At 52.6% G+C, this 23,311-nt stretch carries 19 protein-coding genes and 1 tRNA gene; 1 reads left to right on the forward strand and 19 read right to left on the reverse strand.

Annotated elements, in window-relative coordinates:
• Nucleotides 1-480: 480 nt before the first annotated feature.
• The 17 genes from GX466_06690 to GX466_06770 form a co-directional block, all read right to left on the reverse strand.
• Nucleotides 481-1,233, reverse strand: a complete 753-nt coding sequence (locus GX466_06690; protein ID NLH93889.1) for a histidinol-phosphatase HisJ family protein — start codon at nt 1,231-1,233, stop codon at nt 481-483.
• A complete protein-coding gene (locus GX466_06695) occupies nt 1,230-1,991 on the reverse strand; it encodes a 2-hydroxyglutaryl-CoA dehydratase (GenBank protein NLH93890.1) in 762 nt (253 codons plus the stop codon). The genes GX466_06690 and GX466_06695 overlap by 4 nt, the downstream gene beginning before the upstream one ends.
• A complete protein-coding gene (locus GX466_06700) occupies nt 1,988-4,618 on the reverse strand; it encodes an insulinase family protein (GenBank protein ID NLH93891.1) in 2,631 nt (876 codons plus the stop codon). Before GX466_06700 ends, GX466_06695 begins: the two co-directional genes overlap by 4 nt.
• Nucleotides 4,615-5,394: a GTP cyclohydrolase I FolE2 gene (locus GX466_06705; protein ID NLH93892.1), complete on the reverse strand. Its 780-nt coding sequence runs from the start codon at nt 5,392-5,394 to the stop codon at nt 4,615-4,617. The genes GX466_06700 and GX466_06705 overlap by 4 nt, the downstream gene beginning before the upstream one ends.
• A complete protein-coding gene (locus tag GX466_06710; GenBank protein NLH93893.1) occupies nt 5,391-6,422 on the reverse strand; it encodes an FAD:protein FMN transferase in 1,032 nt (343 codons plus the stop codon). The genes GX466_06705 and GX466_06710 overlap by 4 nt, the downstream gene beginning before the upstream one ends.
• Nucleotides 6,423-6,431: 9 nt before the next feature.
• The gene (locus GX466_06715; protein ID NLH93894.1) at nt 6,432-7,229 is read right to left on the reverse strand and encodes a hypothetical protein; all 798 of its coding nucleotides are present in this window, start codon (nt 7,227-7,229) and stop codon (nt 6,432-6,434) included.
• 34 nt (nt 7,230-7,263) lie between these two features.
• A complete protein-coding gene (locus GX466_06720) occupies nt 7,264-9,507 on the reverse strand; it encodes a vitamin B12-dependent ribonucleotide reductase (GenBank protein ID NLH93895.1) in 2,244 nt (747 codons plus the stop codon).
• Complete coding sequence (locus tag GX466_06725) at nt 9,507-10,340, reverse strand: 3-keto-5-aminohexanoate cleavage protein (GenBank protein NLH93896.1); 834 nt, start codon at nt 10,338-10,340, stop codon at nt 9,507-9,509. Before GX466_06725 ends, GX466_06720 begins: the two co-directional genes overlap by 1 nt.
• 22 nt (nt 10,341-10,362) lie before the next feature.
• A complete protein-coding gene (locus GX466_06730) occupies nt 10,363-11,163 on the reverse strand; it encodes a glutamate racemase (protein NLH93897.1) in 801 nt (266 codons plus the stop codon).
• Nucleotides 11,160-13,454 (reverse strand): VacB/RNase II family 3'-5' exoribonuclease, encoded by a 2,295-nt coding sequence (locus tag GX466_06735; protein NLH93898.1) that lies wholly within the window; start codon nt 13,452-13,454, stop codon nt 11,160-11,162. Before GX466_06735 ends, GX466_06730 begins: the two co-directional genes overlap by 4 nt.
• A gap of 9 nt (nt 13,455-13,463) precedes the next feature.
• Nucleotides 13,464-13,901, reverse strand: coding sequence for a hypothetical protein (locus tag GX466_06740; protein ID NLH93899.1), 438 nt, complete (start codon nt 13,899-13,901; stop codon nt 13,464-13,466).
• Complete coding sequence (locus tag GX466_06745) at nt 13,891-14,766, reverse strand: DUF1732 domain-containing protein (protein ID NLH93900.1); 876 nt, start codon at nt 14,764-14,766, stop codon at nt 13,891-13,893. The genes GX466_06740 and GX466_06745 overlap by 11 nt, the downstream gene beginning before the upstream one ends.
• Nucleotides 14,767-14,883: 117 nt before the next feature.
• Nucleotides 14,884-16,158, reverse strand: coding sequence for a tRNA (N6-isopentenyl adenosine(37)-C2)-methylthiotransferase MiaB (miaB, locus tag GX466_06750; GenBank protein ID NLH93901.1), 1,275 nt, complete (start codon nt 16,156-16,158; stop codon nt 14,884-14,886).
• The gene (locus GX466_06755) at nt 16,142-18,127 is read right to left on the reverse strand and encodes a hypothetical protein (GenBank protein NLH93902.1); all 1,986 of its coding nucleotides are present in this window, start codon (nt 18,125-18,127) and stop codon (nt 16,142-16,144) included. Before GX466_06755 ends, miaB begins: the two co-directional genes overlap by 17 nt.
• 10 nt (nt 18,128-18,137) lie before the next feature.
• Nucleotides 18,138-18,503 (reverse strand): NusG domain II-containing protein, encoded by a 366-nt coding sequence (locus tag GX466_06760; protein ID NLH93903.1) that lies wholly within the window; start codon nt 18,501-18,503, stop codon nt 18,138-18,140.
• Complete coding sequence (gene amrS, locus GX466_06765) at nt 18,503-19,501, reverse strand: AmmeMemoRadiSam system radical SAM enzyme (GenBank protein NLH93904.1); 999 nt, start codon at nt 19,499-19,501, stop codon at nt 18,503-18,505. The genes GX466_06760 and amrS overlap by 1 nt, the downstream gene beginning before the upstream one ends.
• 76 nt (nt 19,502-19,577) lie before the next feature.
• Nucleotides 19,578-19,655 (reverse strand) — tRNA-Asp (locus tag GX466_06770).
• A 606-nt stretch (nt 19,656-20,261) separates the two neighbouring features.
• Here GX466_06770 and GX466_06775 point away from each other — a divergent pair.
• Nucleotides 20,262-21,809, forward strand: a complete 1,548-nt coding sequence (locus GX466_06775; GenBank protein ID NLH93905.1) for a potassium/proton antiporter — start codon at nt 20,262-20,264, stop codon at nt 21,807-21,809.
• Nucleotides 21,810-21,910: 101 nt separating this feature from the next.
• On the opposite strand, the gene GX466_06780 is transcribed toward GX466_06775, so the two are convergent.
• Both GX466_06780 and GX466_06785 read right to left on the reverse strand, forming a co-directional pair.
• Nucleotides 21,911-22,858, reverse strand: a complete 948-nt coding sequence (locus GX466_06780) for a divergent polysaccharide deacetylase family protein (protein NLH93906.1) — start codon at nt 22,856-22,858, stop codon at nt 21,911-21,913.
• Nucleotides 22,843-23,253 carry a DUF192 domain-containing protein gene (locus tag GX466_06785; GenBank protein ID NLH93907.1) on the reverse strand — a complete coding sequence of 137 codons (411 nt, stop codon included), beginning with the start codon at nt 23,251-23,253 and terminating at the stop codon, nt 22,843-22,845. The genes GX466_06780 and GX466_06785 overlap by 16 nt, the downstream gene beginning before the upstream one ends.
• Nucleotides 23,254-23,311: the final 58 nt, after the last annotated feature.

A 23,311-nucleotide genomic window follows, 5' to 3' on the forward strand; every position in this document is an offset into this window, starting at 1 on the left:
CATGATTATGGAACTGGATATACAATATATTGGTGTATATATACTTATATATAATATATACTAATTTAGTAGGTATTAGTAGTTAGTAGGTTTAATAGTATGTAACACAGTATGTTGATGTGTCTCTGAGTCCAGGATGCCAAACAACTGCCGGGCGCCGGTGTGAGACGTGCTAATTTGCTAATTTCGCTAATTTGCCCGGTAACAAATTCCGCAAATTCACAGCCCCCCGGTCTTGACCCCGGGATTTCTCCACTTTCGCCCATCCCGGACTTTTGAGTCAATCGGATCGCTCAATAGGCAAGCTATCAGATGGACAAAATCCCCCTTCCTGATCCCGGCATTTCGTCCTGATCCCGTTATCCCGGCCATAAAGCCCCTACGGGCTTGTTTAACCGGATTACCAACTCGGTTTGAAAGTGAGCCGGAAATAATGACCCTTTCTCTTAAACTTGGAGGGCGTTGAGGCTGAAATGGTGTTCAGAGGGGAAATTCCATCTCGCCGGAGAACAGCCAGGGGGGAAGCTGTTCATAGTTGAGGTCGAAATGTTCCAGCAGGTGGGCGTCGCTGCCGATGCTGAACAGCTTTCCGCCCAGGGAGCGGTAGAGCTCGATTTGCCAGAGGTCGGGCAGGAGCCGGGCGTAGGGTTTGCGCAGGCTGGAAAAGTTGATTTCCAGCGCGATGCGGCGCTCGACCATCACCTGGAATATGTCTGTGAGCAGCCCCCGGCAATGGCTCTCGTCGGGCTGCTCTTCCAGATATCGCTTGTGAACGCCCAGATGGGCCAGAACATCAATGTCGCAGCCCGTCACCAGGGCGAGGTTTTGCCGGTAATAATCCTCATGGTCGGCGGCGGTGAGCTGCCTCTTCAAGGGGATCGCCACGTTGGTGTGGTCGGAAAGGAAATGCACAGCGCCCAGCCTCAGCTCGAACTCCACTTGGGCCAGAAACTCATCTGCAAAGGGTTTGACGCGCTGGAAATCGCCAACCTCGACGCCGCAGATTATCCGGAGCGGGGCAGAGGCGAATTGTTCCTTCAGGGCGTCAACTTGTTTGATGTAGCGCGAAAAAGAGGGCAAGCCGTAGCGGGCAAGTTCCCAGGGAAAGAGGTCGAGATGTTCCGTGATGGCAATCTTATCATATTTAAGCTCAATGGCTCTATCGATAAGATCCAAAGCTTTAAGCCTGCTATCGTAACTATACTCTGTATGAATGTGATAATCTATCTTCATGTTGCCGCCAGAATGGCCGCGCCAAGGGCGCCGGTTATTTCCGGAGAGGGGGGGACGCTCACCGGGGTTTGCAGTTGTTGGGCCAGGCACCGCACCAGGTCTGAATTGAGGGCGACGCCGCCGGTGAAGGAAACAGGTGGTTCGAACGCAAGTGCGCTGATCTGGGTGAGGACGCGGCTGGCGATGGAATTGTGGACCGCGCGTGCGATATCGGCAGGAGCGGCGTTTTCGGAAATCATGCCCACGATTTCGGATTCGGCAAAGACCACGCAGGTGGAGGAGATGTCCAGCGCCCGGGTGGAAAGAGAAGCGAGGCGGGAAAGCTCGTCCAGGGTGCAATCCAGGCGCAGCGCGGTCATTTCCAGAAAGCGTCCGGTGCCGGCGGCGCATTTGTCGTTCATCACAAAATCGCGAACCTTGCCGTCCGCCGCGAGGGTTATGATTTTGGAGTCCTGCCCGCCGATGTCGATGACTGTTCTGGCCTCGGGATGGAAATGGCGCACCCCGGCGGCGTGGCAGGATATTTCAGAAAGCACCCTGCCGCGTTTCCAGAGTTTGCGGCCGTATCCGGTGCAGGCTGCCACGGCGGGAGTTTCCAAAGCGGTTTCAGCCCTTGCCTGAGCCAGCAGGTTTTCCACGGACAAAAGGGGGTTCACGTCGGTTGAAACCCATCTGGCAAAGAGGATGGAGCGTTTTTCCGCATCGTAAATGACAAGCTTGGTGTTGCGGGAACCGATGTCGAGTCCGAGGGTGATCATGTGAGGATGTGGGCCCATTGGTTGTCCGGACGCAGCCAATCCTGGGCGACGCGGTTCACGGTTTCCAGATCAACTGACCTGATGCGCCGCTCGCGGTTGAGATAAAAGCCTGGTTCATAGCCGAGGGCGCTGAGGCTGGACAACAATACGGCCTGGAGGGCGGCGCTTTCGGCTTCGAAACGGTTCATGCCGCAGAGATAGTTCTGGGCGTGCAGAAGTTCATCGGCGCCAACGCCATCGGCGCATACAGCGGCCAGAACCTCACGCATGAGGCGGAGGCAGGGTTTGCGGTCATCGGGATCGCAATAGGAATAGGTGAACCAGTATCCCAGTTCGTTGGTGCTGCTGAATTCCATCCCGGTCTGGTATGCGTAGCCGTATTTTTCACGCACCAGGTTGAAAAGGCGTGAATCCATGTCTCCGCCGATGATTTGGGCGAGTAGGTGGAAAGCGGTGGTGGAGGTTCTGTCGCTTGCCGGAGTAGCGAATCCGCCCAGATGGATGATGGCCTGGCCGGAATCCAGTTTTTGGGTCCGCAACCGCACGTGACTGGGCTGGGGCAGGGGCGCTTTGAAACCGGGAGAGGGAGGGGCAGGGCATTCGCCTTCAAAGAGCGAAGCGGCCAGGTCCAATGCCTTTCGAGGCTCAACGGAGCTAACTATGGACAGGCTGAACCGGTCCGGCCGGTAATAATCCCGATACCAGGCGCGGATGGCTTCGCGGCCGTGGGAGCGCAAATCGCTGATGGTGCCGGAATAGCGGCCGTAAGGGCTGTTGACGCCAAAGAGCAGCCGGAACCAGCGCAGCCAGGCCAGGCTGGAGGGATTCTGGTTGTCACGGCGCAGGAGATCGATGGATGTGCTCTTTAGCAGGCGGATATGGTTTTCCTCAAAGGCAGGCTGCCAGAAGATTTCAGCCAGCATGGAAAGCGCGGTGGGCAGGGCGGAGTGAAAGCATTTGCCCCGGAAAACCGTGGTGTCCGGATGCGGCTCCACGTTTAGGCTGATACCCAGTTCGCGGCAGGTCTTGAGCATCTCGGCGTAGCTGCGGGACTGAGTGGAATGCAGCATCGCCGCCGAGCAGAGGTAATTCAAGCCCCTCTGGCCAGGCTCTTCCGCCAGTTGGCAAAGGTCCGTGGAAAGCGCGAAACCGCTGATGGGGCGCTGGGGCTGCCAGCGGTAGATGAATTTGAGGCCGTTGGCAAGGGTGGCGGTGAAAACATCTTCGGAATACTGTTCCAGGCAGGCTTTCGCCCTCCCAGGGGCAGGAACGGCCGGCGCCACGGAAGTTTTGCTTTTAGCAGGGCTTTTCTTTGAGTTTTTTATTATGGGGACGGACAGGGATAAATCCGCCGCTTGGGGGGATTGATGGATGATTTGCAGACTGGAGGGCTGCCAGTATTTCCGGACGGCTTTCAGCACGTCTTCCAGACCGAGGGACAGGATTTGCCTGTCGTATTTATACAGCTCTTCGTAGCCGGAGATGAATTCCTCGGCTCCCAGCATTCCGGCGAGGTTTTCCACGCCGTCAAAGCCATAGCGCCAGGTGTTGATGATGTCCTGCTTCACCAGGGCGATTTCGCCTGGATCGACGTTCCCTTCAAGCAAAGCCCGGTATTCCTGCTGAAAGACCGACTGGATCCTGTCCACGTTGTTTTTGCCCATGGGGGAGACCACGATGGCTGAAACACCGCTCATCACTCCGCTGAGAGATGAAACCTTCACCGAAGAGGCCAGTTTGTCTTCCTCCACAAGGCGTTTGAACAGCCGCGAGGGACGGCCCACGGCCAGATAGCGCAAGGCGATCAGCAGGGAATCGCTGTCGGGATGGGTGTCACAGAGTTCGGGCAATATGTATGTGAGGAATTTCTGCTTGTGTTCGCGCCAGACCACAGGCTGGTCCGGTGTTTCTGGCTCTGAAAAGCTCCCGTCATAAGTGCGGGGAAGCGAAGCTGTGTTCTGCCAGGGGCCGAAGCATTCCCCCAAAGCCTGTTCCGCCGTGGAGCGGTCGAAATCACCCACGACCACCAGAAAGGAGTTCGCAGGCTGGTAGTATTTACGGTGAAAGGCTTTTAAATCAGCGAGGCGGGCTTTTTTCAAAGAGGCCGCTCTGCCCATCACGGGAAGGCGCAAAGGGTTGCGCTTAAAGGCGGAGGCCTGGATGAAATCGAGAAAATCAATCTCCGGATCGTTCCTGTTCTGCTCCATCTCCTCGATGATGATGTCTTTTTCCATGGCCAGGTCTTCCGCAGTGAAAGTTGGATGCATGGCCAATTCAGACAGGACTTTCAAACCTTCAGCCAAATACTCCGAGGGCAGCAGCAGATAGTAGCAGGTGCAGTCAAAATCCGTGTAGGCGTTGATGGAGCCGCCCAGGCCGTTCACGAAGCTTGTTATCTGGTTGTAGCCGAAATCTCGGGTGGATTTGAAGGCCAGGTGTTCCATGAAATGGGAATAGCCGGCTTCGCGCTCCGTCTCCCAGGCACTGCCGACCCGGATGTAGAGTTGCAGGCAGAGCACGGGGTTGGAAGCATCCGAACTCAGGATGTACTTCAGCCGATTGGGAAGAAAACCCGAAACAGCAGGCTGAAAATGAAAATCAGGCAAAATCGGCGGGACCGGTCTCAATCACGCCCCGGGCGGTAAACCATCGCGTAGGCGTTGTGGTTGTGGATGGATTCAAAACTATCCGCTTCCACGTAAAACTCAAGCACGCGGGGGTCATCTTCCAGCTTTTGGGTGACCTCGCGCACGATGTCTTCCACGAAGCGGGGCCTGGAGTAGGCGGTTTCAGTGACGAACTTTTCGTCGGGGCGCTTCAGCAGGGGATAGACCTGGCAACTGGAAGCCTCCTCGGCGATGCAAATCAACTCTTCCAGCCAAACTAAGCCAGTATAGCGCACCTTAATGGTCACCAGGGAGCGCTGGTTGTGTGCTCCGGCTTCCGAAATCTCCTTAGAGCAGGGACAGAGCGCTGTCACCGGCACCACGGCCCCGATCCAAAGCTTGTAGTCTTTCGCGAAGGAAGCGTTGAAAAAGCATTGGTAATCCATCAGGGAACTGATTCCGGAGACCGGGGCGCGCTTTTGGAGGAAATATGGGAAAACGATGTCGATGTAGGCGGCGTCGGCCTTGAGAAGGGATTTCAGCTCCAGCAGGAGTTTATCGAGCTGGCCGATGATGGCGTCGCGGTGATAGCGGTTCAGCACCTCCAGAAAGCGGGACATATGGGTGCCACGCTTGCTGTGGTGAAGGTCCACATAGATGTTGAATTCGCCAATGGTGGATTGGGTTTTGTTGTCTCGGTCATCCACCATGATGGGGTAGCGGATGCCCTTCACGCCCACCTTGTCGATGCCAATGTGACGTAGGTCTGTTTGAGACTGGAGGTCAGGGATGTTCATCCTTCGTCGTGCCACTCCAATTCTTTCATGCCAAGGCTCTTCAGGGAAACGATCTGGCCGTTGGACTGGTAAAAGATGACAGCGTTGCTTTCGGGATAGCGCTTGAGCCTTTCTATCGCTGTCTCGGGCGGCAGCAGGAAAAGAGCCGTGGAGAGACCGTCCGCCCAAGCCGCGGAAGGATGGATGACAGTCACGGAAAAGACATTCTCCACCGGATAACCTGTCTCGGGGTCCAAGATGTGGTGATAGCGGCGGTTTTCATACTCAAAAAATTGCTGGTAATCCCCGGAAGTGCTCAGGGAACCGTTTTGGATCTTGAAGTTACCAATGGTTTGCTGCTGCTGGTTCGCCCGGGGATGGCGCACACTGACGATCTGGCCAAGTGGCTGGCCGAAAAAGGTCATGCCACTGGTGCAGTCGATCTGACCGCTGATGAATTTATCATTTTCCATGAACTCACGCGCCTTGTCCAGCACATAACCCTTGGCCAGCGCGCCGAAAGTTATCTGCATGCCGCGGGGCATGATGATCCGTTTTTGGTTGAAGCGCACCCGGTTGAAACCCACTTTTTTCAAGGTTTCCTTAATCGCCAGCGAATCCGGCGGCATCAGGGGCAGCGAATCTCCCTGCACCACGGGACGGCTGAATCCCCATAGGTCGTAAAGGGGTTTTATGGTGATGTCGAAAGCGCCGTCGGTAAGCTGGTAAAGGCTGTCAGCCAGACAGAGAAGCTCGTAGGCGTCAGGATCCATCGGCACCGCTTTACCATTGGCGGAATTGACCTTCGAGACCCAACTGGCGGGGTCGTAATCGTTGAATTTGGCTTCCAGGGTGTGCATGTAGGCGAAAACAGAGTCGATTTGCGAGCCCACATTCTTGCTTTTGGATTTAGCCGAGATGGTCACCACGGTGTCCATTAAATCCTGGTCCAGCCTGGTGTCGCGGTAGGAACGGTGGAACCAGGTCCATGCCCCGTAAGCGATCACGGCCAGAAGCAGAATCAGGGAAGTGATTTCCTTTTTGGTCAAAACTGCCCCCTATTTGTATTCCCGGATTATTTCATATTCCAGCAGGAGATCCACGTAATCCCGCACAGCGAACCAGGAAAGTGGCAGTGTGATTATCAATGGCACCAAGACCAGCGCGGTGGCAACAAGGTTCATCAGCACCAGGATAAGGCCCAGAAGATAGAGCTGCCAGCGCACAACGTGGAACTTCCGGTAAGACAGCTTGGCAGCTTGCCAGGAGTTCAGGTTGAGGCGCTGCATCAGCACAGGCACGGGCAGGAACACAGCCAGGAAGTAATTTACCAGAACTATCCAGACCAGGCGCAGGATGGGATCACTACTGAACTGGGGCAGGCCAAAGCAAATCAGGTGGATGATCACGAAAAACAGGGCAGATATAAGAACCAGGACCAGATAACGGGGATACTGCCTCATTCCAGCCAGCATATCCTTGAGAGTTATTGTGTATCCCGGTTCCGCACAAGCCGGTTTGTAGGGGATCAAGAGGATGGGAAGAAAGATGGATAGGCCTGCAGATGTGATAAACAGGTTTAACAGCATACTGCCAGTTGCTTGATTCTGAGAGAGGTTAAGGCGTCCGAAGGCGTTGAGCGCGAACAGCAGGGCGAGGCAGGGAAGCACTCCGGCAAGCACCGGAAAAGCGGCGGCGGGGATGTTCAATCCTTTGAGGGGATTGTATTTGCTCCAGGTCCTTGTCAGGCTGTTCCAAGAGGAAAGATCCTGAGTTACCACCTTGGTCTGTTTGCCGCAGTTGGCGCACCAAAAGTCATGGGCGGCCAGGCGGGCGTCACAGTGTTTACAGCGCATTTTCACTCCCTAGTGTATAAGGTTAAAGAGTTGGTCAGCATTTGGTCCATCCGCAGGAAGGGCACTTCAGGCAACCCTCAGTGTGTTCGATGGAAGAACCGCAATCCGGGCAAAGCGCTATCGAGGTCTTGGCACCGGCCTCAAGAATTTCTGGTTCGCCTCCGACGATATGGACGGCTTTCAGGCTGCTGCCATTCCAAGTGGCAAGGAAGGTCTCCAAGGCATGGCCCACAGCGTCTCCGCAGGATGTTATCATCCTGCCTTTGTTCCACATGGGCGATTGGCAGCGGATGCCTTTCAACTGGCGGATGATGGCTTCCAGCTTAATATCCGAGCGCAGGGCCAGGGAGGAAAGCCGGGCGATTGCCTCCAGTTGAGCGGAGGCGCAGCCTCCCACTTTGCCCATTTGCACGAACACTTCACAGGCTCCGTATTCATCGGTGTTGATGGTCACATACATATGCCCGCAACCAGTTTCCAGTCGCTGCGTGACTCCATGTGTAACCTCGGGCCGGCTACGAGGAGCCACCTTGCGTTCACTGGACTGGGGACTGCTTCCACTGCACAACACCTGGTTTTCACGGCTGCCGTCCCGATAGACCGTCAGGCCCTTGCAGCCAAGCTGATAAGCCAGTTCGTAGGCGATGCGGATGTCCTCCACGGTTGCGGAGTTGGGGAAATTGATGGTTTTGCTTACGGCGTTGTCCGTGTATTGCTGAAAAGCAGCCTGCATGCGGATGTGCCACTCGGGACTGATGTCGTGGGCAGTGAGGAAGATATCGCGAATGGCGGCAGGGACTTCTTCGATGTCAGCGATGCTGCCAGCCTGCGCCACTTTCTCCAGCAGTTCCTGGCTATGCATGCCTGCTTCCTCCAAGGCCTTGCGGAACCATTTGTTCACGTAGAGCAGTTTGTCACCATCCATCACATTTTTTACATAGACCAGAGAGAATTGGGGTTCGATGCCGCTGGAAGTATCCAGGATCATGCTGATGGTGCCGGTGGGAGCGATGGTGGTGAGGGTTGCGTTGCGGATGCCCTTTTCGGCGATATCCTTGCCCAGCGCGTCCCAATCCTTCAGCTTGGTTTTACGGCTCAGGTGTCGGGTGGAATAGATGGAACCAGGGAAGTTGGGAAAACTGCCTTTTTCCTCGGCCAGTTCGACAGAGCGCTGCTTGGCTTCAAAATCGATGAATTCCATCAGTTCGCCAGCCAGGTTCACCGCCTGGTCGCTGGAGTAGGGGATATTCAACTGATAGAGAAGGTCAGCCCAGCCCATGACGCCCAACCCGATCTTGCGGTTGGCCTTAACCATTTCGTCGATCTGGTCCAGAGGAAATTTCGAGCGGTCAATCACGTCATCCAGAAAATCCACACTCAGCCGCGTGACTTCCCTTAGCAGCTCCCAATCGACCTTGCCGTCCTTGATCAGCGCAGCCAGGTTAATGGAGCCCAGGTTGCAGGCCTCATTGGGCAGTAGTGGCTGTTCGCCGCAGGGATTGGTGGATTCGATGCTGCCTATGTGGGGTGTGGGGTTGGCGGCGTTTATCCTGTCCAAAAAAACGATGCCCGGTTCGCCGTTCTTGTGGGCCATGTCCACTATCAGGCTGAAGACGTCACGCGCTTTCAACCGTCCCACTGCCTTCCCGTTTCGGGGGGAGACCAGGTCGTATTCAGCGTCGTCAACCACAGCCCGCATGAAGGTTTCCGTGATGCCAACGCTGAGGTTGAAATTGGTGAGTTCGCTAGTATCTGCTTTGCATTTGATGAAATCCAGGATTTGGGGATGGTCCACATTGAGGATGGCCATGTTGGCCCCGCGCCGGGTTCCGCCTTGCTTCACGGCATCCGTGGCGGCGTTGAAGACTTTCATGAAAGAAATAGGGCCGCTGGAAACGCCGTTGGTGGAACGAACCCGGGCATTTGCTTCGCGCAGCCGGCTGAAGGAAAAGCCGGTTCCACCGCCGCTTTTGTGGATAAGGGCGGCGTTTTTCACCGTTTCGAAGATGCTTTCCATGCTGTCTTCGATGGGAAGCACAAAACAGGCGGAAAGTTGTTGCAGATCATTGCCAGCGTTCATCAAAGTGGGGGAGTTGGGTAGAAAGTAACCTGAATCAAGCAGTTCCTTATAGGCTTTTTCTTTCTCCACGTCTCCACCGGCGATATTCTTTGCCACGCGACTGATCAGGGCGTTCCAGTCTTCAATGGTCTCGCCGGCTTCGTTCTTGCGGAAATATCGCCGCTCCAAAACCACTTTGGCATTATCGCTTATGACCATCACCGCTCCGGCAAGCCAAGTAAGGAGCGCGTTTGCGCCGGAGTGGCAAGGGGACGCCCGATCTCTGCGGCGATGCGGGCCATGCGCGCTACCAATTGGGCATTGGATTCCGCAATCACGCCTTTGTGATAGAAAATGTTGTCTTCAAAACCGACGCGGATGTGTCCGCCATTGACCATTGCGGTAAGCGAGGCAGGGATGTGGAAGCGGCCAATTCCCGCCACCGCCCAGGTTGCAGATGGGATCAGTTCTTTTAGATGGTGCTTCATGTAGAGCACGTTCTTCGGGGTTCCGTTCATCCCGCCGGGTACACCCAGCACGAACTGAACGTGCAGCGGAGTGTGGGTGATGATGCCCTTTTTCACCAGTTTGGCCACGTAGTCGATCATGCCGGATTCGTAAACTTCAATCTCCGGCACCACACCGTAAACCTTGAAAGCCTCTGCCAGGCGAACAATGTCATTGGGATAGTTGATGAAAACGTCATCGCCGAAATTCAGAGTGCCGGCGTTGAGCGTTCCCATGTCCGGTTTCAGTTCCAAGGGCGCCAGACGCTTTTCGAAAGCTTCGCCCACAGCACCTCCTGTGCTGATCTGGATAACCAGTTCGGGGGCAGCTTCCTTAATGGCTTCGATAGCCGCCTTAAACCTCTCCATGCTCTGGGTGGGATTGCCTTCGTCGTCACGGACATGGAGGTGGATCACTCTCGCGCCGGCTTCATAACAAGCCAAGGCGTCTGCCGCCTGTTCTTCAGGCGTGATGGGAAGGTTGGGTTGGTCAGCGCGGGTTGTTTCCGCTCCGGTGATTGCTGCTGTTAAAATGAGGGGTTCCATACAAAATCCTTTATCCTTTATTTTACTCAAACCAGCTTTCGAACAGGCGCACACGATGCAGCTGGCTTGGCTCTGTGCCCAGAATGCGTCCCGCTATCTGGGCGAATTTATGCTCGTTGTCGCTAACGAAAAACTTGTCTGTGCCGCCCAAGCCGTCATTATCCATGGGCAGAAGCGACCTCAGATAGTTGGCGATGGCATCGGCGCTGTCCACCAGGGAAACTTTGGGGCCGAGCACTTCTCCAATCATTTCCTTCAGCAGAGGGTAGTGGGTGCATCCGAGCACCAGGGTGTCGATATCCACTTCTTTGTATGGATCAAGGTATTCGTGCACGATCTGGCGCGTTGTGGGATGTTCCAGCCAGCCTTCCTCCACCAGCGGAACGAAGAGGGGACAGGCTTGGGAAAAAACCTCCGCTTCCGGCAAGATCTCACTTATGGCCCGACTGTAAGCTTCAGAACGCACCGTGCCTTCGGTTCCAATCACTCCAATCCTTTTTGAACGTGTGAGCTTGGCTGCCATTTCGGCGCCGGGGCCGATCACACCGATGATGGGTATGTCGGTCAAGGCTTCAAGGTCCTGCAAGGCTACTGCGGAAGAGGTGTTGCAGGCTACGATCAGGATCTTTATGCCTTTCTGAAGCAGGAAACGGGCGTTTTGAACCGAATACTCAATGATGGTATTGTGGGATTTGGGGCCATAAGGAACCCTTGCCGTGTCGCCAAAATAGATCAGATCTTCTTTCGGAAACGCGGATCGGATCGCCTTGTAAACTGTGAGGCCTCCCACCCCGGAATCGAATATCCCGATCGGTTTTTTCATCTCTTTCTCTTGCGCTTTTTTGATGTTCTAACCATCTTTTTGCGCCCGCCATTATAGTCAATGGCATTTCTTTGCCGGGATCTATCTTTTTGTCCTAAGCATTTGTCGGAGGATGCGGTGGCGATTTTTGGCAATGCCATGGCAATATGTTGATGGGAGTTTGGCACATTCTGTAATTCCAAATATATATCGTCACTAACATCCATTATCTGAACCAATACTTTATCCATTAGCTGGAAGTAGTTATTGCTGGAAGTGCTTACAAAGCGCATTTCCCTGTCACGGTATTGCCATCTGCCGCCAGGAAGATCAGCTGCTCTCAGGATGGCGCTGATGGGGATTTCGTTAAGCCGGATGATAAGGCCGGCGGATTTGGCGGAAACCACTATGCCGCTGAAACGTTCGCCGACTTGTTTCTTCATGTAGGCCATGCTGTAGTTGCGTTCTATGTCCCGTTCAGCCTGGTCAGCCCTCAGTTCCTGCTCTGATGCCACATAGGCATAATGACGCAGGGTTTCAGCAGAGAATTGCGCTGAGCTGGATTTGAGGATATAGGTTTTGCAGAGGTGGTGAATGAGCAGGTCGCAGAGACGGCGAATGGGGCTGGTGAAGTGGGTGTAGGTTTCCATGCCCAGGCCAAAGTGACGGATGTGCTGGGTAGAGTATTTGGCCTTTTTCATGCTACGCAGGATAATGTGGTCGAAAACCCTGTGGTAGTCAGGTCCAGGTAGGGTGGTTAGCAGATATTGCAGCGAGGAGTTCATTGAGCCACGATCATAATAGGTAATGCCGTAATGAGCCAGGAGTTCAGCCAGTTTTTCGATCTTTTCAGTGTCAGGGTCCTCGTGGATGCGGTACAGGGTGGTGGGGGAGAGCTGCGTGAGTTTTTTTGCCGTATATTCGTTGGCTATCAACATGAAGTTCTCGATCAGTTTGTGCGATTCTGTTTCCTCCGCTAGGTTGAACCTGCGAATCAGGCCTTCGTCGTCATATTCATACTCAAGTTCAGGCAGGTCAAAGAAAATGTAGCCCTCATCCAGGCGTTTTTGGGTAAGTAAAGCTGAAAGCTTGCGCGCTTCCATAAGGACATTAGTTAGTTCAGCAGGCAAGTCGGTCTGACCATCATCAAAAAGGCTATCCACCTGTTCGTAGCAGAGGCGGTGGTTGCTGCGGATAACAGTCTCAGCCATTTTCTGGTCCAGAATTCTGCCATTACTGTCGAACTCCGTGATCACCGTGAGGGTTAGTTTCTCCTCGTCCGGGCGCAAGCTGCAAACCTTGTTGGAAAGCAATTCCGGCAGCATCGGTATAACTTTTTTGGGAAAGTAAAAGCTGTTGCCGCGAGCTGCCGATTCGGTGAAGATGGCGCTGCCTGGCTTCACGTAGTGGGCAACGTCAGCGATATGAACATAAAGCCGCCAGCCCCTGGAAGTTGTTTCCAGCGAGATGGCATCATCATAATCTTTCGCGGAGGATGGATCGATGGTGAACGTGAATAGCTCGCGCAGGTCAAGCCTTTTACGGTATTCTTCGGCAGGGATTTCAACTTCGATTTTCTGAGCCTCGGCAATCACTTCCTCAGAAAACTGTAGCGGTAGTTGGTATTGGCGGATCACAGCCATCAACTCCACCTGCGGATTACCGGCTGGACCCAAAACCTCAATCACATTGCCCACCGGAATCTTGCCCAGCACCGGATTTCCCCAGTTGCTTACCTGCAATACCACTTTCTCGCCTTCTTTGGCGTCGCCTGCATCGCTTACCTCAAACCAGTTGTGGATCTTTAGGTTGCTGCTGATAAAGATAAGTCGCTGTCCGCTGAAGCGGAGGTCACCTGCCAGGATGTCGTTTGCCCGTTTCACTATCTTGCGAACGAAAGCGCGGTCTGCCTTTCCCTTGCGTAAAATCGGTTCGATGTTGACCACATCGCCGTGATAGGCATTAAGTGTGTCTTCAGCGCTGATGAAATAATCCCCCTTTTCCGTGCGCACAAAGGCGAAGGATAGGTTCTTTGCCAGCGGGGTTGCGTCGAAAACGCCCTCAATCAATTTGGGATTTAGGGGTTTTGATTCAGGAGCCACCCGTGTCTTTTTACTAATGATTAGGCTGAATTTGCGGCTCTTCTTGGCAACTGTTCCTTCAGACACCATCTCCTGCAGGGTCTCAGAGAGCAGTGATTTCTCTTTTTTATTGAGCTTAAGCTCTCCAACTATTTCGTTGTATGACAATGGCTTATTATAGTTTCGGGAGAACAGCTCGGTCAACCGTTCGTAAATAATCATGTTTTTCAATCTGTACCCCTAATACTGTTTGCCAATCTTGCGGGTAAGGATCTCTATGAGTTGCTCCTTCTCCTTCCGGTTTTTGGAAAAACGCAATGACTGACCTCTGAAGGCATCCAGGCGCCGGGGCAGCTTGAAAGTGCTGAGCATAATGCCACGCTTGTCGCAGTAAAAACAGCCGAAATCCTCGTAACGGCGCGCGATCTTTAGAAACAGATAGTAGATAACTATCTCATATTCAAACAGATAATAGGTAGTTGGAATGAAGTAGGGGAGAAGGTTGCCCAAAACAAGCAACATCCCCAGAAAATAGAACCAAGGCTGTTGCCATTGTTTTACAGCCAGATTCCAGAGAAACCAAGCCAGAAATATGAGAAAGGCCAGCAACAGGACAGAAGCCTTCGGTCGCTCCACAAATGGCCAGGAGCGCCATGTTAATAATGGTTCAGGCGACATTCTGCACAATCTCCCGGCATTTTTCCACCTCTTCTTTGAGGATGAGGATATGGGTGTAGGTTTTGGTTGTAGAGAACTTCGAACCTAAGGTATTTGCTTCACGCTGCATTTCTTGCAGAATGAAATTCAAAGTCTTGCCGTTATCCTCGTCCTTTTCAATTGCGCTTAGCAGGGTGGAGATATGGCTGCGCAAGCGGGAAATCTCTTCCTGAATGTCATATCTGTCTATATAGATAGCCAGTTCCTGAATCAGCCTCTGCTCCAGATTTTCTGTACAGAAAGAATTAAGCAGTTCAGCAGTTCGTGTTTTCATGCTCTCGAACAGTTCTTCCTTATATGGTTTTATCAGTGCCTCGATAGCAGATAGGGCTTCCAGCATATGTTCACAGGAATCGCTAAGCACCTGGGTGATGTTATCTGCTTCGGCTGAAAGGGACTTTACGAGGTTCGCCAACGCTTTGTCCAAGGTATTGTGAAGCATTTCATTAAGTACCCTGTCCTCATCAAGGTTATTGGCGTTTTCAATGATCCCTGGTTCATTCAACAGAAATTCAAGGGATACCTGTCCAGTCATGCCCAAGACGGAGGCTGCCTCTTCAACAATCGCATGATATTTTTCAAGCTTTGCTTTGTTAAGCAGGAGACGAGGTTCGCGATGGTCGGTGAAATTGATCCTGGCTTCGACGGTTCCCCGTTTAAGAGTAGCTGCTATTTGTTTGCGAAGGATGTGTTCGAAAAAACTAATTTCACGCGGTAGGTAGAGCCTCAGGTCCAGATATCTTCCGTTGACGGATTTCAGTTCGATTTCCAGATCGATGTCATTGGAATGAACCTTGGCAACTCCATAGCCTGTCATGCTTTTCATATTACATTCCTTATCAATATCGTGGGGGAGAGTATGCTGAATCTCAACGAATTAACCTCTCTGCATGCAAGTTTACATAACATGTCTTATCAGTATGTTCATATAGGCCGTGGGTCATTAGCATATCAGAGTCCCTGGCGTGGCTTTGATCACTTTGGCCGTTTTGAGTTTGCCGATGTCATTGACGCTCCCGCTCAGAACGGCGATCTTGTAATCGCGGGTTTTGCCGGAAACCATTTTATCAGATTTTTTGCTGATGCTTTCCACATAGACCTCCACAGTTTTGCCAACTTGGGCGGAAAACTTAGCCAGGGTGATTTTGCGTTGTAGCTCGATCATCTTTTGCAGGCGTTTCAGTCGTTCCGTTTCCGGTATTTGGCCTGGCAAACTGCAGGCGGATGTGCCTTCGCGTTCGCTGTATTTGAAACAAAAGGCATAGTCAAAATTTACTTCACTCATAACATCCAGAGTATCAGCGAAATCAGCTTCGCTTTCACCGGGAAAGCCGGCTATCAGGTCTGTGGTAAGGGCAATTCCGGGTATGGAAGTTCTCAGTTTGTCCACCAGCTTCAAGTATTTCTCGATCGTGTACTTGCGGTTCATGGCTTTCAGAACAGAGTTGTTGCCGCTCTGCAGAGGAAGATGGAGATGCTCGCAAACCTTATCGCTGCAGGCCATAGTCTCAATTAGAGAATCTGAAAGGTCTTTGGGATTGGAAGTGATGAAACGGAGCCTATATATGGAATCAATATTGTTCAGATCCTTCAGCAAACGTGGAAAGTCGAAATCACCCCAACTGTAGGAATTGACATTCTGTCCAAGTAAAGTAACGTCTTTCAATCCCTTGTTACCGCATTCACGAACTTCTGAAGTGATTTGCTGGAAATCCACGCTTCGTTCACGTCCCCGTACGTGTGGCACGATGCAGTAGGAACAGAAATTGTCGCAGCCTCGCATGATGGTAACGAAAGCGCAGGTTTTGTCACCATGCAGGGGACGCAGACCGGGATAGATCTGCTGATAGTTGAATTCCGTTTCCACTCCGCTGTCTTGACTCAACAAAGCAGGAAGCTCTTGATATTGGTCCACCCCAACCACAAAGTCCACTCCGATATCGTTTTCCAGCAGCCTCTGCCCCATTCTTTGAGCCATGCAACCGATCACGGCGATTTTCAGTTCTGGGTTTTGTGATTTGCGGTGCAATTCATTGGAAATACGCCCCAACACCCTGTCTTCGGCGTGTTTGCGCACAGAGCAGGTATTGAAGAGGATGAGGTTGGCAGTGTCAATACTGGAGGCAATCTCCCATCCGGCGCCAATCAGTATGGAACTGACCAATTCGCTGTCCGATACGTTCATCTGGCAGCCATAGGTTTCAATGTAAAACTTCATTCCTTTGGCGCTTGTGTTTCTTCCAAAGATTGTATCCGCTAGATATTCCATGATGGCAAACAATAAATTCCGAAGCGCAGAATTTGTCCAGCAGAAGCGTGTAAAAGAGGGCGCTGAGTCTTAGAAAAGGAAGGGATTGCTTTTCCACAGACCAGCGTTGTATTTCGTCTGTTTCGTCCCCAGCGGCAAGATTTATGAACTCCTCCAGTTCCTGTCTGGAAATGGTCAAGCCGTGGATTTTCTCAGGTTGGTATTTGGGTATCTGTTTGATTATCTTGGCAAGGAAAACGGCAGACAGCCCCACGCAAATCACGAGGTCCGGTTTGGTATCCGGAACCTCTTTCAAGTGGCGCCGAATCAGCTTCTTAACGTCAACTCCTTCTTGCTGGGCTTGGTTGAGAGTAAGCAATCCAATCGGCAAGCTTGTCATCGGTGGTTTATTATTGTCACCCTTGGAAACTATCTCGGTTGAAAAACCACCAATATCGATAATGACAGCCTGCCTGTCCTGTGGAATTAAATCCAGGGCTGCCAGGGCTGCCAGTTCAGCTTCTTCCCAGCCGTTGAGCACTTTGTAGGGTGCGTTCCAACGCTTTTGAAACCAGGCAGCAAGGTCATCTCTGAAATCACCCCGGCGGTGGATTCCTGTTGCGAGCACCTGTTTTCTGGAGGCAATATCACGATCAAAACGCATAAAAGCAGAAACCGAGCGCTTGAACTCTGCAATTTGCCTGGCAGGAATTATCACACGTCCGTCCTGCATCTCATGATACTTTTGCCCCAGACCGGTTTTTATCTGCGCTGTATGGATGGGCACCGCCTGCCCGGATTCGCAGAGCGCGTAGTTTAGATTGTTGGACCCCACATCAAAGACCGAAATCAGCTTCTTGCCGCCATGCTTTTGTTCCATGAAGCGTTGGATGATCAGCGATGCGATGGCAGCATTGGCATTGGGAACCTTTTTTGCCGGCTTCTGGTCTCGAATTGTTCCAAAAACGCTTTTCCACTCAGCTTTGGAAAGCAGCAAATGCGGCAATTCAGTTTTGGCTGGATAGCTGGCGATGCCTCGGATCAGGACATCCTCCTCGGGATAGTTGGTGCGGGGGCTGAAGATGAGGTGTTTTCCGTTTTGAATGGCTTCCGCGAAGCTGCCATAACCGGGTTTGGTCAGCAGTATGTCCGCCACGGAAATCAGGGCGGAAAAATCATCATCCTGGCTGACCCGGAAATGGTTAGGTCCCCCAGTCTGGTCCAAGGTGCTGGCAACGGTTCCATCAAAAGCGGCGCAAAGCTTCTTCAGTTCGATCTCCATCTCCCCCGCCCCTCCAAAGGAACATACCAAAAGGGGCTTCTCTGAATCAATGCCAATATCCTTTTTCAAATCAGGGTTTGGCTTACTTTTGCGAGCCAACAGCCCGGTTTTTTCTATTTTGCGAAAACTCCCCATGCTCTGAGGCGAGCTCAGCGGCAGCCGAAAAGCGCGGTCCACCCTCTGATAGAGACCAAAGATGGTGTTCAGTACCGGCCTCATATCCTTGAGACCATGGAACAGGCGCTCGTAAATAAACAGCCAGTCGAAATTGGAAATGGCGAAAACCGGGACATCTGCGTAGGTGCCAGCTTCCACAGACAGCCAGGGAATGTCGGCAATTATCAGGTCGATCTTTTCCCTGCGCAGAAAATCCACCTCTTCTTCCACAATTTCCAGCCTTCTCCCCATCAAGTCCAACAGAGCGGTCCGGGTTGCCTCCAGATCGATGCCGAGGTTTTTTCCGTGCTTAACACCAACATCACAGGCCTGGGGGTGGATTTCGCTGTAATTTGGGTCAAGAGTGCGCCAGAGGAATTCCGGCCTGGCGCTGCGGATGTGCGTGAAGATGCCGAAGCGGATAAATTCCTCCGCCAGAGCGGCCATCCGGGTTGCATGTCCAAAGCCGTGGTCGGAAACGTAAATGGCGAAATTGAGCATTAAGTATGCCTCACTGGACTATCAGGCCGCGCTCAGCGCTCCGGGAGCGGATTTCCACCACCACCCGGTTTGGCAGGCAAACAATCGGAAGCACGTCTCCAGCTCCCTGTTTTACGCAGCGATGGTCAGGGCAATCTGCTGACAGCATCCGCACTTTGCTGTTTTTGATCTCCACCGTGTTATGCTCGTCTATGCGGACAACGCGGTCCTGGTTCAGAGGATAGGAGCCAAAGGCCAAGTTATCCTTATATATGTAAACCCGTCGCTGATCCTCTTTCTTTATGAAAATGAAGGCACTGGCAATGATGGCTGCCAGAACGGCCAGGATCAGCAGAAAATCTGCGAGGCTCATATATTCCCGCAGGCGACGTAACATCAAAACACCCCATAGATCGGCTGGGAGCAGTGGGAACAGCATCTGCCGGCTTTCAGGGCAAGCGGCTGTCTGCGCGCGGAAATAACTTCCGAAGAGCATTTCGGGCAAAGGGTGGCGTGGAACTCCGCGGAAAGGATGTTGCCGGCATAAACATAATCCAGCTTGCCTGAGGCGATCCGGCAAGCCTGAAGAACCGTGCTTTCCGGGGTTGACGGGATTTGAGACCTGAAAGCGGGATGATAAGCTGAAAAATGCAGCGGTATCCTCCTGTCCAGGCCTGCCACATAATCCACCAGTTCTTTGATCTCGGCTTCTGAATCGTTCAACCCGGGAATCAGCAGATTGGTCAGTTCCAGATGCACGCCCTCCCCCATCACCCTCTCAATGCTCTTCAGAACAGGCCCCAGGCGTGCTTCACAGTGTTTTTCGTAAAAATCCGGGCGAATCGATTTGAGGTCTATATTCATCGCTTTGATATGGGGCAACAGTTCATCCAGGGGTTTCGGATTGATGAAACCGTTGGTCACCAGCACGATGTCAACCTCTGGCGCCTGGCGCGCGAAATCGTAAACATATTCATACCAGGTAAGCGGTTCTGTATAGGTGAACGCAACCTGCAGTGGCCCGTCCCCGCATTTCCTCAGCACCAGTTCCTTCAGTTCCATCGGGCTAATAATAATGGTTGGGCATCCTTGCTGGCTGCTTTCGGAGTTCTGGCAGAAAAAGCAGCTTAGGTTGCAGGAATTTGAACCCAAGGATACGATTTTCGAACCGGGGCGGAAATGATAGAGAGGCTTCTTTTCGATGGGATCGAGCGCCATTCCGATGCTGCGGGCATAATTGACCGCTATCAGCTTGCCGTCGATGTTCTTGCGCCCGCGGCAAAGCCCACTCTCCCCCACCTCCAGATGGCAGCAATGCGGGCAAAGCAAACAGCGCACAGCCTGGCCTTCCATTTTTTGGAAATGCATGCACTCGTGTTCGTTTGTCTCTCTCATTCGTTCAGGTCTCCCGGTCAGGAGGGATCCGCTCTCCCTCAAAAAAAAAGATGCCGTTTCCGGCATCCGAGTATTATGGCGGGAGCGACGAGACTCGAACTCGCGGCCTTCTGCGTGACAGGCAGACGTTCTAACCAAACTGAACTACGCCCCCGGCGCTGTTCATTAACTTATCAAGTTTAGGCAGACTTTTTGAGGCCGCTTTTTCTGTCAAGCGAAAAATCCCGCTCACATACCCCTGTTTTTTGAACAGGGTATCATCATTTGGGTTTTCCCGTTCACATCTCTGTGTATGGATTGATTTTCTTCACAAACCACACTCTGGATTCGAGCTAATCAAAGAAAATGGTGAAGGCCTATTTTCCCTGCTCCTTGTTATCGCTCCCTGATTTGGACATTGGGAGCCACCCGCCCAATCCCCGCATCGGGTGCGGGCATCTTCCGGGAGGCGGACAAGCGGCGGATGCACGCGCGTTAAGGAGGAACCGGATTGAAGTGGAAATCATGTCAAAGAAAAACCGTCTTACTCTTTTAGACGTTGGTTTCAGCCCATTGATGCAAACTCAGCTTAACTGAAATACGTGTATTGGGCCTGACGCGCTCCTAACAGCTCCCAAAACTGATTTCGGGGCGGGGAATAATATTTTGTCTTGACCGAAACTGAGCTTCTCTCAGAATTGCACAAAAGCTCGCAGCAGCGTGATTTGGGTCGGACGATCGGACAATTTGCTGCTGCCAAAATAATGATATGGTGTAATATATGCTCATAGCTGCCGTGGTGTTGCTGACTCTGGTATTGATGGCCAGCGTGTTTCACAAAGTGAATGTGCCGGTCATCATTCTATCGTTGTTCATCGGCATTGTCTTTGGCAGCGACGTAACCGGGCTCATCTATCTTGACAACGCGCGCTTCGTGAAAGAGGTGGCAAACGTGGCGTTGATGTTCATCCTGTTCATTGGTGGTTTCAGCACCAAGAAGCAACATTTCCGCCAAGTGTTCAAGCCCGTGCTGTTGATGTCCACGGTGGGGGTGATATTGACCGCCCTGGTGACAGGATTGCTCTTTCACCTGATAACGGGATGGCCTTTTCTGAGGGCTCTGCTGGTGGGCTCAATTATCTCTTCCACAGACGCCGCGGCGGTGTATGCCATCTTCAAGGGCCACTCTGTCGATAACAAAGTTCGCACCCTCACAGAGCTGGAATCGGTATCCAACGACCCCATGGCGGTGGTTTTGACCACGTTTATGGTCAGTCTGGTTGCGGGGTATGAGGCCAGTACGCTGAAGGCGGTGTTGAGTTTTGTATGGATGTTGGTAGGAGGAGCGGGAATCGGGGTGCTGATCGGCTTTGCGGCGGTGTATGTCTTCAAAAAAATCCGCCACATCGAGGCGGAGTATTTCTATATCTATCTGCTCTCCATCGTGTTGCTAAGTTACAGCCTGGCAGAAGTGTTCAAGGCCAGCGGGATGCTTTCAGCCTTCTTTGCCGGATTTGTGATGGGTAACCGGCAGATCCCTTACAAAAAGGGCTTGCTCGCCTTCAACAACATCCTTTCCTTCATCACAAACGTGGGGCTGTTTATCCTGCTGGGGCTGCTGGCTTTTCCGCGCGACTTTTCGAAAATCTGGCATTCAGGTGTGATCGTGTTTCTTATCCTCACCCTGGTGTCGAGGCCATTGATGGTTTGGCTGCTCACCCTGTTCACCAATTTGAAGCCCAAGGAGAAGTTCTTTGTTTCAGCGGTGGGCTTGAGGGGCGCGGTCCCGATCGTGCTGGCCACTTATCCGGCTGCGGCGGGGCTGGACAGCGGACACGTGATCTTTAACATCGTGTTCTTCAATGTGGCGCTCTCCATGCTGCTCCAGGGGACGACGCTGTTGCCTCTGGCGCGCAAATTGGGGCTCACCACCAAAGACCGCAACAAGGTGCCCAAGATGTTGGAACTTGTGACCGTGCAGGACACCAACTATGAGATCATCGAGGTCTTTATCGACGCTGAATTCTATGAGGGTTCCTGTCTGGTGAAGGATCTGAATCTGCCGCCGGGCACCCTGATCACCTTTATCAACCGCCAGGACAAGGTCATAGCCCCCTCCGGCTCGGTTGAGATAAGACCCAATGACACGCTCACCGTGCTGGTGGAAAAAAGAAATATCGACATGATCCCCATAGAGATCAAGCGCGGTTTTATGCACAAAGGCAGGGGCGGGCAGGAGGCACATCCGGAACAGACCGAAATTGATGCCGTGGTTGAGGCTGACGAGGAAGGGGTTGGGCAACAAGGCACCCCAAAAGTATCTGATTAATAAAGAATCGTTTTCGTTTTTCGCGGGTAAATATCCCTGGCAGGGTTGATTTGGATAGTGTTTCTACGATAGCTTTTGTATATTTCCTGTTCTGATGAGGCTCAGGCGGAGATGTTTCTGGCCCGGGTGAGGGTGGTGAGTTTTAGTCCCATGCCCTTGATTTGGGCGATGAATTTTTGCAGGGCAGCTAGTTTATCCCTATTGTGGCAGTGAGTTATTATCACGATGGGCTCACGGCGACCCTTGAAGTTGCCGAGGGAATTGATCTTGGCAGCCAGGGTGGCATCGGAACTGTCGGGCACATCCAAAAACATGTCACGCTTGAGGGCGGGATAGCCCAGGGTGCGAGCCAGGGAAGGGCCTTTGCTGGAGCCGGAGGTATAGCTGTCCAGGAAAAAGAGATTGTGGGCATGCAGCTCATTGAGAACGATTTCCATCACATCGCGGTTGGCGGTCACCGCGCTGCCCATGTGATTGTTGGCTCCGATGGCCATGGGCAGCTGGCTTTTGAAGGCTGTGAGCAACTCCGCTATCTCTGCCTGGGTGGAACTTGTTTTGATGTAGCGCTTTCCGGGATTTCCGCCGCCTTCAGCCTGCATCGGCACATGGATGATAACTTCATGGCCGTTTTGGGAAGCCACCTGGCCAGATTTTTGTGTAACTGGAAGATCGGGCAACACGGCAAAAACCACCTCGGAAGGAAGCTGGGCATAGTCGTCAAGCAGGGCAGTGCTATTGCCAAAATCGTCCACAACGATTACGATGTCTGGAATTCCGGAAGCATCTGACCAGTTGTATTCAAACTTCGCCAGAGGCGATGAACCTGAGTTCGTCTTTTCCGCTTTCTGAGCGTTTTTCAGGCTGTCTCGGGAACTCAGGTTTCCGATTCCAATCTCTTCATCCTGCCTGTCCCTATCACGGGACGTTTTCCGTTCCAGCACGGTGCCTTGTTCGGATTCGAAATCCTGTTCCCTGTCACAGGAAAAAAACAGGCTTAAAGCCAGAAGGCTGAGCAGCAATACCATTGTTCTTACTAATCTGTTGTCCATTCTATCTTGTCTCCGACGTCTATGTCGTGTTTTTGGGCGAGGCCGGCATTGATCTCCAAAACATATCTGTAAATGCCGTCCGGCTTTATCTGTTCGGTGCTGAAAGGCACTGTGTCACGCGCGATGTTCAGAACACGCTGATCCGCGTCAATAAAAATGATATCCAGCGGCATGTAGGTGTTCTTCATCCAGAAATAGGTGTTTGAAAGTCCTTCCGGATCAAAGAGCATGCCGTGGTCCGGGGCCATTTCCTCACGGTACATCAGCCCCTGCATGGTGGCTTCCGGAGTGGCGGCTATCTCCACTTCAAACCTGGCTTTGACGCTGCCGTTCGGGGCTGAAACCGTCAGGGTTGCGTCATGGCGGAATTCTGTGCCGGGCATGGTTTCGGGCACGGATTCTTTCTCCTTGTGCTTGCAGGCGCTCAGAACCAAGCAAAGAAGCAAAGCAAGG

This window comes from Candidatus Cloacimonadota bacterium (genome assembly GCA_012516855.1).
Taxonomy (GTDB): domain Bacteria; phylum Cloacimonadota; class Cloacimonadia; order Cloacimonadales; family Cloacimonadaceae; genus Syntrophosphaera.